Origin of the sequence: Cupriavidus cauae (assembly GCF_008632125.1) — a bacterium.
Lineage (GTDB): Bacteria > Pseudomonadota > Gammaproteobacteria > Burkholderiales > Burkholderiaceae > Cupriavidus > Cupriavidus cauae.
In genome coordinates, this window is sequence record NZ_VWRN01000022.1 from 1 (window position 1) to 14,059 (window position 14,059).

The following is a 14,059-nucleotide window of genomic DNA, read 5'->3' on the forward strand; positions in this document are numbered from 1 at the left end:
CGCCCACACTTATCGGTTGTTCGTTTGTTAAAGAACTCACGCGCCGGCTTTGCCGTTCGCGTCGCTGCGTTGTCAGCAGCAGAGAAACGAGATTATGCAGAACATTTCGCTTCTCGTCAACAGGTTGTCAGCACTTTTTTGCTGCGGCTCCAGCACCGCAGCGCCTTCGCCTTCCCCGCCAACCCCGCCGCCGTTCGGCTGCGAGGGGGCGAATATTAAGGGAGGGCGCGCCGCCTGGCAATACCTTTGTCATCTTTTTATGCCAGGCGGCGCGGCGGCCGCTTCAGCGGTGCTGGAAGTTGGGCGCGCGCTTCTCGACGAAGGCGGCCATGCCCTCCTTCTGATCCTCGGTGGCGAAGGTCGAGTGGAACAACCGGCGCTCCAGGTGCACGCCTTCGCTCAGCGAGGTCTCGTAGGCCGCGTTGACCGACTCCTTGATCATCATCACGACCGGCAGCGAGAAGCCGGCAATGGTCTCGGCAGCGGTGACCGCCTCGTCGATCAGCTTGTCGGCCGCCACCACGCGGGACACCAGGCCGGCGCGTTCGGCCTCGGTGGCGTCCATCATGCGCGCGGTCAGGCACAGATCCATCGCCTTGGCCTTGGACACCGCGCGCGGCAGCCGCTGGGTGCCGCCGGCGCCGGGCATCGTGCCGAGCTTGATCTCGGGCTGGCCAAACTTGGCGGTGTCGGCGGCGATCACGATGTCGCACATCATCGCCAGCTCACAGCCGCCGCCGAGCGCGTAACCGGCCACCGCGGCGATCACCGGCTTGCGGATGCGGCGGATCGTCTCCCAGTTGCGGGTGATGTACTCGCCCTTGTAGACATCCATATAGCTGTACTTCGCCATCATGCCGATGTCCGCACCCGCGGCGAAGGCGCGTTCGCTGCCGGTGATCACGATGCAGCCGATGCCCTCGTCCTGGTCGAAGGCGGTCAGCGCGGCGCCCAGTTCGTCCATCAGCGCGTCGTTGAGCGCGTTCAGCGCCTTCGGACGATTCAGCGTGACCAGCCCGACGCGACCACGGTTTTCCACCAGGATGTTCTCGTACGCCATGGGTTTCCTCTGTCTCCAATGAAAAAGGGATGCGGGCCTCGAATGCGAGCCCGGAAGCATCGCTGCAACGCGCAACGATACCCGGCTTCGCCACCCCGCGGCTATTGCGGACACTACGCGGGCACGACGCGGACACGACACGCTCGCAAACCGGCGGCCGGCCATAGCAAACCACAAAAGATTAATGCTAACATTTGCCGACCGACTGGTCGGTTAATTAAAACGACCGTCGCGCTTCCCTACAATGCCAGACGGAGCCGCCACCCGGCTCCGATCCAGAACAACCTTCCGGAGCGGCCGCCGCAGCGTCGCCGCAACCGGGACATGGCAGGAGACAAGCCCATGCACGCCACGCCCACGCCGTCGCACCGCACCGCCGTCGAGGCCGGCCCGGTACTGCTCGCCTGGCACGGCGACGTCGCCGTCGTCACGCTGAACCGCCCCGACAAGCTCAACAGCTTCACCCGCGAGATGCATGCCGCGCTGGTGCAGGCGCTGGACCATGCGGAAGCGGGCCACGCGCGCGCCCTGCTGCTGACCGGTGCCGGGCGCGGCTTCTGCGCCGGACAGGATCTGGCGGACCTGGATTTCACGCCGGGCCGCATGACCGATCTGGGCGACCTGATCGACAGCGCCTTCAACCCGCTGGTGCGCCGGCTGCAGTCGATGCCGCTGCCGGTCATCGCCGCGGTCAACGGTACGGCCGCGGGTGCCGGCGCCAATCTGGCTCTGGCCTGCGACATCGTGCTGGCCGCCCGCTCGGCCAGCTTCATCCAGGCCTTCGTCAAGATCGGACTGGTGCCGGATTCGGGCGGCACCTGGTTCCTGCCCAAGCGGCTCGGCATGGCGCGCGCGCTGGGACTGGCCATGACCGGCGACAAGCTGTCGGCCGACGAGGCCGAGAAGTGGGGCCTGATCTGGGAAGCGATGGACGACCCGCTGCTGATGGAGCAGGCGCTGGCGCTGGCCACGCACCTGGCCGCGCAGCCGACCCGCGCGCTGGCGGCGATCAAGCGCGCGATATACGCCAGCGCGACGCAGACGCTCGACGCGCAGCTCGACATGGAGCGCGACCTGCAGCGCGCGCTCGGCGGATCGCACGACTACGCGGAGGGCGTCAACGCCTTCCTCGAGAAGCGCGCCCCGCGTTTCACCGGTCAGTAACGCCGCCCCCTCCCCCTTCTTCTCTTCAGGAGATCCGCTTGACTCCCGATCCGCAAGCGCTGGCCGAAGCGGCCGCGGCCAGCATGTACGAGGCCGACAGCTGCAGCCGCTGGCTCGGCATCACCATCGACGCGATCGCCCCCGGCTATGCCCGGTTGTCGATGCCGGTGCGCAATGAATTCCTGAACGGCCACGGCATCTGCCACGGCGGCCTGATGTTCACGCTGGCCGATTCGTGCTTCGCCTTCGCCTGCAACAGCCACAACATCAACACGGTCGCCGCCGGCTGCAGCATCGAGTTCCTAAAGCCGGTCCGCGGCGGCGACGTGCTGACCGCCGAGGCAAGCGAGCAGGTCCTGTCGGGCCGGCACGGCATCTACGACATCCGCGTGACGAACCGCGACGGCGAGGTGGTGGCGATGTTCCGCGGCAAGTCGGCGCAGATCAAGGGCCATGTCGTGCCGCCGCCCGAAGCGGGCTGACAACGGCCCGCCTTCCATCGCCCAACCGTTGCAGCCGGCCCGCAGCGATACCCATGGCAACAACCCAGGCAACACCCGGGGCCACACCAGTAGCCACATCCGTAGCGACACCCCCAAGCGCCACCCATAGCAGGAGAGAACGATGAGCACGCGCCTGACCGATCTGCCGCTGGAGCCGATCGAGACCGCCAGCCGCGACGAATTGCAGGCCTTGCAGCTGCAGCGCCTGAAGTGGTCGCTCGACCATGCGTATCAGCATTCGCCGGTCTATCGGCGCAAGTTCGACGAGGCGGGGGTGCACCCGGAGGATCTGAAATCGCTGGCCGACCTGGCGCGCTTTCCGTTCACCACCAAGCAGGACCTGCGCGACAACTACCCGTTCGGCATGTTTGCGGTGCCGCAGGACCAGGTCGCGCGCATCCACGCCTCCTCGGGCACCACCGGCAAACCCACCGTGGTGGGCTATACGCTGCGCGACATCGACACCTGGGCCACGGTGATGGCGCGCTCGATCCGCGCCTCGGGTGCGCGGCGCGGCGACAAGGTCCATATCAGCTACGGCTACGGCCTGTTCACCGGCGGCCTGGGCGCGCACTACGGCGTCGAGAAGGCGGGCCTGACGGCGATCCCGTTCGGCGGCGGCCAGACCGAGCGGCAGGTGCAGTTGATCCAGGACTTCCGCCCCGAGATCATCATGGTGACGCCCAGCTACATGCTGGCGATCGCCGACGAATTCGAGCGCCAGGGGCTCGACCCGGCCGCCAGCTCGCTGCAGGTCGGCATCTTCGGCGCGGAGCCGTGGACGCCCGAGATGCGCGTGGCGATCGAGCGGCGCATGGGCATTTCCGCGGTCGACATCTATGGGTTATCCGAGGTGATGGGCCCGGGCGTGGCCAACGAGTGCGCCGAAACCAAGGACGGCCCGACCATCTGGGAGGACCACTTCTATCCCGAGATCATCGACCCGAACACCGGCGAGGTACTGCCCGACGGCAGCTTCGGCGAGCTGGTGTTCACCTCGCTGAGCAAGGAGGCGCTGCCGATCGTCCGCTATCGCACGCGCGACCTGACCCGGCTGCTGCCCGGTACCGCGCGGCCCGCGTTCCGCCGGATGGAGAAGATCACCGGCCGCTCCGACGACATGATGATCATCCGGGGGGTCAACGTGTTTCCGTCGCAGATCGAGGAACTGATCCTGAAGCACGCCGAGCTCGCGCCGCACTACCAGTGCGTGCTCGGCAAGGAAGGCCATCTCGATACGCTGACCGTGCGCGTCGAATGCGCGCATGGCGTCGAGCCCGACACCGTGCGTCAGGCGCGCGATACGTTGATGCACGAGATCAAGGCCTATATCGGCGTGACCGTGGCGCTGGAGATCCTGCCATCGGGCGGGGTCGAGCGCTCGGTCGGCAAGGCGCGGCGGATCGTCGACCAGCGGCCGCGCTGAATCGCGCCGAATCTGGCTGAAGCGCCCTGACCCACGCTCAAGGGCGCTGCGGTCCCTGATCCGCGCTAATCCGCGCTAACCGCGCTAATCCGCGCCAACCAACGCTGAAGCGCGCTGCCCGACGCTGATCGGCGCTGCGGCCGCCGACCCGCGCCGAACCGCGCTGCGCCCCGCCGATACCGCCCGCTCAGCTGCGCGGCATCAGCACCCACATCCGGCCGGCCTGCTTCATGCGGCCGGCCGTCTCGCCCGCGGCATCGCCCGCGCCCCAGAAGAAGTCGGCCCGCACGCCGCCCTTGATCGCGCTGCCGGTGTCCTGCGCGAACACCAGCCGCTCGATCGGCTCGCTCGACAGCGGCCGCGTGGTCGACAGGAACACCGGCACGCCGAGCGGGATGGTGGCCGGATCGACGGCGATCGAGCGCTCCGGCGTCAGCGGCACGCCCAGCGCGCCGATCGGGCCGTCGTTGTTCGGCGGCAGCTCGCGGAAGAACACATAGCGCGGATTGACGTTCAGCATCTCCTCGACCCGCGCAGGATTGGCGCGCGCCCAGGCCTTGATGCCCTGCATGGTGGCCTGCGCCGGCGTGATCTCGCCCCGGTCCAGCAGCCATTTGCCGAAGGAGCGGAACGGCTGGTCATTGGTGCCGCCGAAGCCGACCCGCATCATGGTGCCGTCGGCCAGGCGAATGCGGCCCGAGCCCTGGATCTGCAGGAAGGCGGCCTCGACCGCGTCGTCGACCCAGACCACCTCGTTGCCGCGCAGCGCCGGATCGCGCAGCAACTGCGCGCGCGGCGGCAGCGGCCGGTTGCCCCATTGCGGCGGCTTGCGGTGCAGCGGGATCTGGTAGGCGCCCTGGCGCGTGCGCGACCCATGCAGGATCGGCTCGTAGTAGCCCGTCACCAGTCCACTGTCGGTGCCGTCGCCGTTGATGACCCGGTACGGCTGGAAATGCTGCTCGAAGTAGCCGCGCAGCGCCTGCGGATCGCTGGCATCGACCATCAGCCCGGCCGTGCAGGGGGCGCGCCATTCCGGGCGCTTCTTCAGCGCCTGGCAGCTGGCCTGCAGCGCCGGCCACGCGGCCCGCACGTCGTCGCGCGTCCAGCCGCCGATCTCGCTCCAGCTTGCCGGCTGCAGGCGGCCCTTGCCGCCCGCCCCGGTCACCGGGGGCGTCGGCTGTCCGGTTTCGATGCGCGGCGGCGGACCGCTGACGCAACCGGCCAGCACGGCGGCCGCACCGACGATGGCCCACAGCGCGCGGGCGCCGGGCAGGTGGCTGGCGACGCCGGCAGTGCGGGGAGAGCGGGTGGAAAACAGGGGAAGACGGCGGATGGCGAAAGCGGAGTCGTGGTCAGTCATCGTTTGCGTTGTGGTTGTCGCCCGGCGAGGCCGCGGCGGCAAGGACAGTGGCAAGGTTGGTGGCGCACAGCGGCGCGGACGCGGACCGGCCGGAGGCCGATGCCATACAATGCTCGGGCTGGTTCGGACAGAATTCTGCGGGCAATTTCCGCAGGCGAATCCGCGGGCGGATTCCGCCATGCCGGACCGGCTTTGCCTCGAACGCGGGAATCATCCATGAGTGAATTCTTTCAAGACCATCCCATGCTGCTGTTCGCCCTGGAGGCCGGCGTGGCGCTGTTCCTGCTGATCTTCATCGTCGTCTGGACGATGGGCACGGCGAAGAAGCATCCGCGCCCCAGCCGCGCCCCGGCCGATCACCCGTCGCGCGCCTCTTCGGCGGCGCCGGGCCAACCCGCGCAGGCGGGCCAGGCAAACCACGCCGCGGGGCAGGCGCACAGCAAGGACAACGCGCCGGGCGCCTAGGTTCCGGCGGCGATTCCCACCGCGGCCCGAACCGGTTTCCCGCCGCGCCTCAATGCAGCATGCGCGGCAGCACCAGCGCGAACTCGGGAATCGGCACCTCGAAGCGATGGCCGTCCTCGGCCACGCAGAAATACTTGCCCTTCATCGAGCCGACCGGCGTGGAGATCGTCGCCCAGCTGGTGTACTCGAAATGCTCGCCCGGCTTGAGCAGCGGCTGGTGCCCGACCACGCCGAGCCCCGCCACCTCCTGCGTGGCGTTGTCGCTGTCGGTGATCTGCCAGTGCCGCGAGATCAGTTGGGCCGCGACCTCGCCGGTGTTCTGGATCGTGATGGTGTAGGCAAAGGCATGGCGTCCGTGTTCCGGGTCGGACTGATCGGGCAGATACTGCGTGCGCACGGAAACGGAAAAAGCGTACTCGCTCATTGTGGGGAAGGCCTGTGGCAGGACAAGGGTAGCGGCATTGTGCGGCAAGGGCAGGGGTGCGGCAAGTCGGCCCGGCGCCGCGGCCGGCCCGGACCGGCGTCCGCCCCGCCGCCCTCGCCCGCTGCAAAGGCGGCGTAAAATGGCGCCCTTGTGCGCCGGCCGCACTGGCGGGACGCGCCCTTGCATCCTTGCCACGTCGCCACCCACGTCGCCACGTCGCCGCAACCCGAGCCGCAACCCGAGCCGCAAACCAAGCCGTCACCCACGCCATCATGAGCACGCCCACCTACCGCATCGCCCCGTCCATCCTGTCCGCCGACTTCGCCCGCCTGGGCGAGGAAGTGCGCCGCGTCACCGAGGCCGGCGCCGACTGGATCCACTTCGACGTGATGGACAACCACTACGTGCCGAACCTGACGGTCGGCCCGCTGGTCTGCGAGGCGATCCGCCCGCACGTGACCGCACCGATCGACGTGCACCTGATGGTCCGCCCGGTCGACCGCATCATCCCGGACTTCGCCAAGGCCGGCGCCAACATCATCACCTTCCATCCCGAGGCGAGCGATCATGTCGACCGCTCGCTGGCGCTGATCCGCGACCACGGCTGCCAGGCCGGCCTGGTATTCAATCCGGCCACGCCGCTGCACCATCTTGACCACGTGATGGACCGGCTCGACGTGATCCTGCTGATGTCGGTCAACCCGGGCTTCGGCGGCCAGGCCTTCATCCCCGAGACGCTGAACAAGCTGCGCGCGGTGCGCGAGCGCATCGACGCCTACGCCGCCCGCACCGGGCGCACGATCCTGCTGGAGGTCGATGGCGGCGTGAAGGTCGAGAACATCGCGCAGATCGCCGCGGCCGGGGCCGACACCTTCGTCGCCGGCTCGGCGGTGTTCGGCAAGCCCGACGCCGACGGCGGCTATCGCGGCGTGCTGTCGGCCTTGCGCGCCGAACTGGCCAAGGCGGGCCAGTGATGGAAGGGGCGACGCTCAAGCGCACCGACTGGCGCGGCATCCGCGGGGCCATCGTCGACCTGGACGGCACCATGGTCGATACCGCGGGCGACTTCCACGCGGCGGTCAACGCAATGCTGCAGGCGCTGTCGCATCTGCATCCGGCGCTTGGGGACATCGCCCCGCTGCCCCTGCCCGAGATCGTCAGCTTCGTCGGCAAGGGCTCGGAGAACCTGATCCGGCGCGTGCTCGACACGCGCCTTCCGCCCGCCGCGGCCAACGGCCTGTTCGCCGACGCGCTGGCGCTGTACAACCGCGAATACCTGCGCATCAATGGCCAGTTCTCGGCGGTCTATCCCGGCGTCGAGGCGGGGCTGGCCGCGCTGAAGGCCGCCGGCCTGCGGCTGGCCTGCGTCACCAACAAGCCGCACGACTTCACCGCGCCGCTGCTGGACAAGTCCGGCCTCGCGCCCTATTTCGAGCTGGTCTACGGCGGCGATGCCTTTCCGTTCCGCAAGCCGGACCCGCTGCCGCTGCTGAAGGTATGCGAGGCGTTCCGCCTCGAACCGGCGCAGATGGTGGCGATCGGCGACTCGGAAAACGACGCGTTGGCGGCCCGCGCGGCCGGTATCGGCGTGCTGCTGGTGCCCTATGGCTACAACCATGGCAACCCTGTACAAGGCGTCGACGCCGATGGTATAGTCGGCTCGCTTGTCAAGGCTGCTGAGGTCTTGACGGCACACCGGTAGTCTCCGGGCAGTTTCCGATGCCAGCCCCAGCCGTTCCAATTGCAATGGCGCCGGGCATCCGGCAATCCGCGAGACCGCCCTCTCCGCATCCCGCGCAGACACCCCCGAACACGATTTCATGTTCCTGAACCGCAAACGCATCTTTACTGACAGTGATCGGCAGGCCTGGCCCTGGCGTCGCTGGCGCGCCTGCCAACAGGCGTAAAGTGCGTTCGCGACTGCGCTGATCGCGCCCGTCCGATTCGATCGGCGAGGCGTTTCGATCAGACCGGCGGTCCTTGCCGGCCCGGTTCCCCTTCCCGGCAATCCCTGCTAGCGTTACCCGAACGCGCATTACGCCCCCCTGGCTCGACACGGAGCGACAGCGGAACGACCGGCCCATCGGACCGTCCGCATGCCCCCTCGAGCCGCCCGACGGGGCCGGTGCTTCGGCCATCCAGCCCCTCCCAGAATCGCCCGCCGGGGATCGCGTTGCCGCAGCCCCCGTGCGCCGTCCCAGAGGACCGTCATGACCGAACTCGAATTCAAATCGCTGGCCGACCAGGGCTACAACCGCATTCCGCTGATCGCGGAGGCCTTCGCCGACCTCGAGACGCCGCTGTCGCTGTACCTGAAGCTGGCGCAGTCGCAAACCCGCGGCGTCAACACCTTCCTGCTCGAATCGGTGGTCGGCGGCGAACGCTTCGGCCGCTATTCCTTCATCGGCCTGCATGCGCGCACGCTGCTGCGCGCCTACGGGCAGCGCACCGAGGTGGTGACCGACGGCAAGGTGGTCGAGACCCACGAGGGCAATCCGCTGGACTTCATCGCCGCCTTCGAGCGGCGCTTCAAGGTCGCGCTGCGCCCCGGCCTGCCCCGCTTCTGCGGCGGCCTGGCCGGCTACTTCGGCTACGACACGGTGCGCTATATCGAGAAGAAGCTGGCCGACACGCAGAAGCCCGACGACCTGGGCCTGCCCGATATCCAGCTGCTGCTGTGCGAGGAGCTGGCCGTGATCGACAACCTGTCGGGCAAGCTCTATCTGATCGTCTACGCCGACCCCGGCATGCCCGAGGCCTATTCGCGCGCGCGCCAGCGGCTGCGCGACCTGCGCATGAAGCTGCGCCAGCCGGTCGACGTGCCGGTCACCAGCCCGTCGGTGCAGACCGAGGTCTACCGTGAATTCGACAAGGCCGACTACCTGGCCGCGGTGGCCAAGGCCAAGGAATACATCGTCGCCGGCGACATGATGCAGGTGCAGATCGGCCAGCGGTTGACCAAGCCCTATCGCGACGCGCCGCTGTCGCTGTACCGCGCGCTGCGTTCGCTGAACCCGTCGCCGTACATGTACTTCTACAACTTCGGCGACTTCCAGATCGTCGGCGCCTCGCCGGAGATCCTGGTGCGTCAGGAAACGCGCCGCACCAGCGAACAGGGCGAGACGCGCTCGCGCCGCGTGGTGACGATCCGCCCGCTGGCCGGCACGCGGCCGCGCGGCAATACGCCCGAGCGCGACGCGCAGCTGGCCACGGAGCTGCTCAACGACCCGAAGGAGATCGCCGAGCACGTGATGCTGATCGACCTGGCCCGCAACGACATCGGCCGCATCGCGGAAACCGGCTCGGTCAAGGTCACCGACCAGATGGTGATCGAGAAATACTCGCACGTGCAGCACATCGTCAGCTCGGTCGAGGGCACGCTGAAGGACGGCATCAGCAATCTGGACGTGCTGCGCGCCACCTTCCCCGCCGGCACGCTGAGCGGCGCGCCGAAGGTGCGGGCGATGGAGATCATCGACGAGCTGGAACCGCGCAAGCGCGGCATCTACGGCGGCGCGGTCGGCTATCTGTCGTTCGGCGGCGAGATGGACCTGGCGATCGCGATCCGCACCGGCATCGTCAAGGACGGCAATCTCTATGTGCAGGCGGCCGCCGGCATCGTGGCGGACTCCGATCCCGACGCCGAATGGCGCGAGACCGAGGCCAAGGCGCGCGCGGTAATCCGCGCCGCCGAGCAGGTCCAGGACGGGCTGGACTCGGACTTCGCGTAAGCGACAGGTAGAAGCCGTCGCCCCCGCGAACGCGGGGGCCAGCGGCCCCCGTCGCCGCCGCATCGAAGCCATCCGGTTCCCGCCAGCGCGGAAACGACGACCTTTACTTCACCGCCACCGGCTCCCGGGCCAAGGTCTGCGGCAGATGCACGTCGGCGATGGTGCCGTCGCCCTCATGGTCGACCACGGCCACCTTGGCCCGCTGCAGCGCGCGCAGCTGCTGGCCCGACACGTTGAAGCTGCGCGCCAGTTCGTCGTCGCGCAGGGCCGGGATCGGCTTGCGCCGATCGAGCCCGGAGAAGCGGTACTGGTTGTACAGCGCCCAGGTCAGCAGCACCACGCCGTTGAACAGCCCCACCACCACGTAGATCGACAGCGTGCCGGCGGTCGGCAGCAGCGCCGACCAGAACGGCACGTCGGGTCCGGCATTGGCGTGCCGCAGCACCGCCAGCAGCCCGGTCACGCACAGGTAGCCGAAGCCGATCCACGCCAGCGCGGTCAGCAGCGCATCGATCAGCCAGCCCAGCCGCGTGCGCCGGGTGCGAACGATCATGTCATCGGGATTCATCACGACCTCATCGACTTGATGCCGCGATCCGGGCTGGTCCAACGGGCACGGCGCCGGGTCTTGAGCATGACTTTGGGAAAGGCCATCAGCGTGGTCAGCATGCCGATCATCCAGAAGGCAAGCGGATACCAGATGGTCCAGTACATCGAACGGCCGAGCTTGGGCTCGTAGCGGCGGTCGATCGCCACGCTGATGGCGAACTGCAGCACGCACACCACCGCCAGCACCATGCCGGTGAAGCCCGGCGGCACCAGCCGCTCGATGTGGAGGTTGTCGGGCAGGTCGACGAAATGGCCGAGCGCCCACAGGATGATCGACATCGCGAAGATGAACGCCCAGCCCGCCGACAGGCAGTACTCGGCCATCAGCGGCCACAGCCGGCGATGGCGCCAGATCCAGATCGAGCGCACGTTCTTCAGGAACACCTCGGCGCCGCCTTGGGCCCAGCGCAGCCGCTGCTTCCACAGCCCGCGCAGCGTCTCCGGCATCAGGATCCAGCACAGCGCGCGCGGCTCGTAGAAGATCGACCAGTGGTCGCGCTGCAGCTTCCAGCTGATGTCGATGTCCTCGGTGATCATGTCCAGGCTCCAGTAGCCGGCGCGATCGAGCGCGCGGCGCCGGAAGGCCGCCACCACGCCGGACACCGTGAAGACCTGGCCATAGACGCGCTGGGTGCGCTTGATCAGCCCGATGATCGAGGAGAACTCGCCCACCTGGATGCGGCCGATCAGCGTCGAACGGGTGCGGATGCGCGGGTTGCCGGTCACCGCGCCGACGCGCGGGTTGTCGACCATCGGCGCGACCAGATAGGCGGCGGCATCCGGATCGAGCACCGCGTCGCCGTCGATGCAGACCAGATACTCGCCGCGCGCGGCCAGCGCGCCCATGCGCAGCGCCATCGCCTTGCCCTGGTTCTGGGCCAGGTGGACCACGCGCAGCCGCTCGTGCTTCGCCGCCATCGCGTCGAGCAGCGCGCCGGTGCCGTCGCGCGAGCCGTCGTTGATGGCGATCACCTCGAAGTTCGGATAGCGCTGCGCCAGCGCGGCGCGCAGCGTTTCCTCGCCGTTCTTCTCCTCGTTGAAGCACGGCACCAGGATCGAGATGAAGGGCTCGCCTGCCACCTTGGGCGGCTGGCGATCCTCATCCCAGGACCACTTGCGTTCCCAGTGCCACCAGTAATAGACGCCGCCGGCCATCCACAGCCCCGACATGAACAGCGGGTAGAAGAAGACGAAGGCAAGCAGCAGGTCGCCGGTCGCCACCACGGCCAGGCCGATCGGCAGGCCGAGCGCGATGCACAGGACGATCAGGGCAAATAGACGTTCGATCATGGCGCGGGATACCAGGCGTTGGACAGCGCCGGCCGGATCACGTCGAGCCGAGGCTGGTTGTTATGGAAGTCGTCCGGGTAGTAGCCGAAGCTGCGGGCGCCGCGGCGCTGCAGGCGCTGCATCCAGCCCGCCAGCACGGCGCTGTCCACCGGCGGCGCATCGGCCTTGCGCCAGTCGCGGCCCTGCAGCTCGAACACCGTGCGGCGCAGCGCGCCGGGACGCCGGGCCACGGTGTCGACCAGCGAGTCCAGCCAGGCGTTCTCCTTGCCGGCCGGGACCTGCTCCATGTAGGGCATGGCCATCGGCGCGGTCCAGTCGTAGGCGCCGAGGAAGTCGTCGAGGTTCTGCGCGAACCAGGCCTCGCTCTCCGGCTGCAGGATCGGCGCGGCGAAGATATTGCGCGCGGTCTTGATCGCCGGGCCGCGAATGGCGCGCACCTTGGCGGTCAGCTCGTGCGTGAAGTCGACCAGGGCACGGCTCTTGAATCGCGTCCAGCGCTGCATCGTTTCCGGATTCGCGCGCAGGGCCTCGATCGAGTCGGGCAGCCCGGCCTTGCGATATGCCGCGAGGGCCGGCGCGCTGGCATCCTCGAAGTCGCTCAGCAGCGCGTCGTCGTGGAACAGGATGCCGTCGAACATCGCATGGCGCGCCAGGTCCTCGTACAGCTCGCCGATGCGCTGGCGGGCCAGCGGATCGAACGGCGACAGGCGGCGGTACTGCTTCGGGTCGACGTCGGTGCGGCCGCTCTCTGGATCCCAGCGCGTCACGCGGGCGATCGACTTGTCCAGGTCCAGGCTCAGCACCGGCATCCACGCATAGAGCTTGACGTCGGCGCGGTTGCGCAGCTGCCAGGCCACGCGGTTGAACAGGTCGGCGCGGACCGGCAGCACGCGGTTGGGAAAGTAGACCGACTTCACCAGGCCGCTGGCATCCGGATCGGCGAAGGCCTGCAGGAACACCGTGTCGATCTTCAGATCGAAGATGCGCTGCACCAGCTTGTCCAGGTTGCGGTCCATCTGCGCCGGATCGGCGTCGTAGACGTAGTCCAGGTCCACGTGGGCGACGCGCATGGTCTGCTGCTCGTCCATGTCCACCACCGACTGCGCGAAGCTGCGCAGGCCCGGATCGTTGGCCAGCAGCATGCGCGCGCCCGACATCATGCGATCGACCCTGGCCAGTCCGTCCTCCAGCGTCAGCGCCATCTGGTAGCCGTTCTCGCCGATGATGCGCAGCGCCGTGCCGCCCTCGGCGCCATACGGCCAGATCCAGACGCGCACCGGCTTGCCGGTGATGCGGTGAACCTTCTCGGTGATCCGCTTGACGTCGTTGCGCACGCGGGCCTCGTAGGCGGCATCGGTCTCGTACTTGCCGGTCTGCTTGTCGAAGGCGCGCACCGCCGCGACCGGCTGCGTGTTCCCTTGCGGGTTGGCCAGCACGCCGTAGTGATGCGCGTCGGTGTGCGCGCCGATCTCGACCAGCCCCGAGGCGGCGATCTCGCGCACCTGCTGCCAGGTCAGCATGCGATCGCGCTCGGTGGGCTTGCCGCCGAAATCGACCGGCTCGGTATCCGGCGTGTCGAGCCACACGCCGACCGGTGCCAGCACGGCGGGCCAGCGATAGGCCTTCAGGATCGGCAGCACGCGCGTATAGAAGCTGCGATAGCCGTCGTCGAAGGTCAGCAGCACGGCGCGGTCGGGCAGCGCCGGCCCGCCGTTGCGCGCGGCGAGGATCTGGTCGACGGTGACCGGCCGGTAGCCGTTCTCGCGCAACCACGCCAGTTGCTCGATCAGATGGTCGGTGCGCACGCTCAGGTAGGCCTGATCGGCGTCCTTGTCCTCGACGTCGTGGTACGCCAGCACCGCGACATGGTTGCGCGGCCAGGGCTGCTCGGCGTTGGCGACGGGGCGTTCGGCCGGGGGCGTGAACACCGGAATGTCCTTGGCGCAGGCGGCCAGCAGCATGGTGGCGACGGCCAGCAAGAGCAGCAGAAAAGCGCGATAGGGGCGCATCAAGGTTGCGTCCATGGC

The 14,059-nt window shown here is 68.5% G+C and carries 14 protein-coding genes; 8 read left to right on the forward strand and 6 right to left on the reverse strand.

Annotated features, from left to right (window positions below; translation table 11 throughout):
• Positions 1-219, forward strand: a 219-nt coding sequence (locus F1599_RS26140) for a hypothetical protein (RefSeq protein WP_223819511.1), incomplete at its 5' end; no start/stop codon positions are given.
• Between the two features lie 64 nt (positions 220-283).
• Here the strand turns inward: F1599_RS26140 and F1599_RS06265 are convergent.
• Positions 284-1,060, reverse strand: coding sequence for an enoyl-CoA hydratase (locus F1599_RS06265; protein ID WP_150082557.1), 777 nt, complete (start codon positions 1,058-1,060; stop codon positions 284-286).
• Positions 1,061-1,402: 342 nt separating this feature from the next.
• On the opposite strand from F1599_RS06265, the gene paaG reads away from it, so the two are divergent.
• The 3 genes from paaG (at position 1,403) to paaK (ending at position 4,153) form a co-directional block, all read left to right on the forward strand.
• A complete protein-coding gene (gene paaG, locus F1599_RS06270; protein ID WP_150082558.1) occupies positions 1,403-2,224 on the forward strand; it encodes a 2-(1,2-epoxy-1,2-dihydrophenyl)acetyl-CoA isomerase PaaG in 822 nt (273 codons plus the stop codon).
• Between the two features lie 38 nt (positions 2,225-2,262).
• On the forward strand, positions 2,263-2,706 hold the full coding sequence (gene paaI / locus F1599_RS06275) for a hydroxyphenylacetyl-CoA thioesterase PaaI (protein WP_150082559.1): 444 nt from the start codon (positions 2,263-2,265) through the stop codon (positions 2,704-2,706).
• 142 nt (positions 2,707-2,848) lie between these two features.
• Positions 2,849-4,153: a phenylacetate--CoA ligase PaaK gene (gene paaK / locus F1599_RS06280; protein WP_150082560.1), complete on the forward strand. Its 1,305-nt coding sequence runs from the start codon at positions 2,849-2,851 to the stop codon at positions 4,151-4,153.
• A 187-nt stretch (positions 4,154-4,340) separates the two neighbouring features.
• Here paaK and mltA read toward each other — a convergent pair whose 3' ends face one another.
• Positions 4,341-5,513: a murein transglycosylase A gene (mltA, locus tag F1599_RS06285; protein ID WP_150082561.1), complete on the reverse strand. Its 1,173-nt coding sequence runs from the start codon at positions 5,511-5,513 to the stop codon at positions 4,341-4,343.
• Positions 5,514-5,729: 216 nt separating this feature from the next.
• Between mltA and F1599_RS06290 the strand changes: the two genes are divergently transcribed.
• Positions 5,730-5,978 (forward strand): hypothetical protein, encoded by a 249-nt coding sequence (locus tag F1599_RS06290; protein WP_150082562.1) that lies wholly within the window; start codon positions 5,730-5,732, stop codon positions 5,976-5,978.
• Positions 5,979-6,027: 49 nt separating this feature from the next.
• On the opposite strand, the gene apaG is transcribed toward F1599_RS06290, so the two are convergent.
• Positions 6,028-6,402 (reverse strand): Co2+/Mg2+ efflux protein ApaG, encoded by a 375-nt coding sequence (gene apaG / locus F1599_RS06295; protein ID WP_006579374.1) that lies wholly within the window; start codon positions 6,400-6,402, stop codon positions 6,028-6,030.
• Positions 6,403-6,674: 272 nt separating this feature from the next.
• Between apaG and rpe the strand changes: the two genes are divergently transcribed.
• The 3 genes from rpe to trpE all read left to right on the forward strand — a co-directional run bounded on the left by rpe (position 6,675) and on the right by trpE (position 10,133).
• The gene (gene rpe, locus F1599_RS06300; protein ID WP_149319640.1) at positions 6,675-7,376 is read left to right on the forward strand and encodes a ribulose-phosphate 3-epimerase; all 702 of its coding nucleotides are present in this window, start codon (positions 6,675-6,677) and stop codon (positions 7,374-7,376) included.
• The gene (gph, locus tag F1599_RS06305) at positions 7,376-8,104 is read left to right on the forward strand and encodes a phosphoglycolate phosphatase (RefSeq protein ID WP_150082563.1); all 729 of its coding nucleotides are present in this window, start codon (positions 7,376-7,378) and stop codon (positions 8,102-8,104) included. Before rpe ends, gph begins: the two co-directional genes overlap by 1 nt.
• A 508-nt stretch (positions 8,105-8,612) precedes the next feature.
• Entirely contained in the window at positions 8,613-10,133 is a 1,521-nt protein-coding gene (gene trpE / locus F1599_RS06310) for an anthranilate synthase component I (protein ID WP_150082564.1), read from the forward strand.
• A 103-nt stretch (positions 10,134-10,236) separates the two neighbouring features.
• On the opposite strand, the gene pgaD is transcribed toward trpE, so the two are convergent.
• Genes pgaD through pgaB form a run of 3 tightly spaced genes read right to left on the reverse strand, consistent with a single transcriptional unit; the run spans position 10,237 to position 14,056 of the window.
• Entirely contained in the window at positions 10,237-10,701 is a 465-nt protein-coding gene (pgaD, locus tag F1599_RS06315; protein WP_150082565.1) for a poly-beta-1,6-N-acetyl-D-glucosamine biosynthesis protein PgaD, read from the reverse strand.
• A complete protein-coding gene (gene pgaC, locus F1599_RS06320) occupies positions 10,701-12,032 on the reverse strand; it encodes a poly-beta-1,6-N-acetyl-D-glucosamine synthase (RefSeq protein ID WP_149319644.1) in 1,332 nt (443 codons plus the stop codon). Before pgaC ends, pgaD begins: the two co-directional genes overlap by 1 nt.
• A complete protein-coding gene (gene pgaB / locus F1599_RS06325; protein WP_150082566.1) occupies positions 12,029-14,056 on the reverse strand; it encodes a poly-beta-1,6-N-acetyl-D-glucosamine N-deacetylase PgaB in 2,028 nt (675 codons plus the stop codon). Before pgaB ends, pgaC begins: the two co-directional genes overlap by 4 nt.
• Positions 14,057-14,059 lie beyond the last annotated feature (3 nt).

What these genes read in the sequence shown, in the direction of transcription:
- trpE (WP_150082564.1), top strand. Translation starts at nt 8,613, where the DNA reads ATGACCGAACTCGAATTCAAATCGCTGGCCGACCAGGGCTACAACCGC.
- paaK (WP_150082560.1), top strand. Translation starts at nt 2,849, where the DNA reads ATGAGCACGCGCCTGACCGATCTGCCGCTGGAGCCGATCGAGACCGCC.
- pgaC (WP_149319644.1), bottom strand. Translation starts at nt 12,032, where the DNA reads ATGATCGAACGTCTATTTGCCCTGATCGTCCTGTGCATCGCGCTCGGC.
- F1599_RS06265 (WP_150082557.1), bottom strand. Translation starts at nt 1,060, where the DNA reads ATGGCGTACGAGAACATCCTGGTGGAAAACCGTGGTCGCGTCGGGCTG.
- F1599_RS06290 (WP_150082562.1), top strand. Translation starts at nt 5,730, where the DNA reads ATGAGTGAATTCTTTCAAGACCATCCCATGCTGCTGTTCGCCCTGGAG.
- apaG (WP_006579374.1), bottom strand. Translation starts at nt 6,402, where the DNA reads ATGAGCGAGTACGCTTTTTCCGTTTCCGTGCGCACGCAGTATCTGCCC.
- mltA (WP_150082561.1), bottom strand. Translation starts at nt 5,513, where the DNA reads ATGACTGACCACGACTCCGCTTTCGCCATCCGCCGTCTTCCCCTGTTT.
- rpe (WP_149319640.1), top strand. Translation starts at nt 6,675, where the DNA reads ATGAGCACGCCCACCTACCGCATCGCCCCGTCCATCCTGTCCGCCGAC.
- pgaB (WP_150082566.1), bottom strand. Translation starts at nt 14,056, where the DNA reads ATGGACGCAACCTTGATGCGCCCCTATCGCGCTTTTCTGCTGCTCTTG.
- gph (WP_150082563.1), top strand. Translation starts at nt 7,376, where the DNA reads ATGGAAGGGGCGACGCTCAAGCGCACCGACTGGCGCGGCATCCGCGGG.
- paaG (WP_150082558.1), top strand. Translation starts at nt 1,403, where the DNA reads ATGCACGCCACGCCCACGCCGTCGCACCGCACCGCCGTCGAGGCCGGC.
- pgaD (WP_150082565.1), bottom strand. Translation starts at nt 10,701, where the DNA reads ATGAATCCCGATGACATGATCGTTCGCACCCGGCGCACGCGGCTGGGC.